This window comes from Microbispora sp. NBRC 16548, assembly GCF_030268985.1.
In the GTDB taxonomy this organism is placed as follows: Bacteria; Actinomycetota; Actinomycetes; order Streptosporangiales; family Streptosporangiaceae; genus Microbispora; species Microbispora catharanthi.
The window spans coordinates 1-255 of sequence record NZ_BSSF01000137.1 but is presented as its reverse complement, the minus strand read 5'-3'; the positions used below and the strand labels follow the sequence as shown (position 1 = coordinate 255).

Below are 255 nucleotides of genomic sequence, written 5' to 3'. Positions count from 1 at the left end.
GCCGACCGCTGGCACCCGATCCTCGACGTCTTCGACGAGGTGGGGGTGCGCTTCGCGCACGAGGTGCACCCCAGCGAGATCGCCTACGACTACCACACCACGGTGCGGACGCTGGAGGCCATCGGGCACCGGCCGGCCTTCGGGCTGAACTGGGACCCCTCGCACATGGTGTGGCAGGGCCTGGACCCGGCGAACTTCATCCTCGACTTCGCCGACCGGATCTACCACGTCGACTGCAAGGACGCCCGGGTCGCC

General features: G+C 69.4%; 1 protein-coding gene. It reads left to right on the top strand.

From position 1 onward, the window contains the following. A partial coding sequence (locus QSK36_RS43390; protein WP_285786472.1) for a sugar phosphate isomerase/epimerase family protein occupies positions 1–255 on the top strand: 255 nt, incomplete at both ends.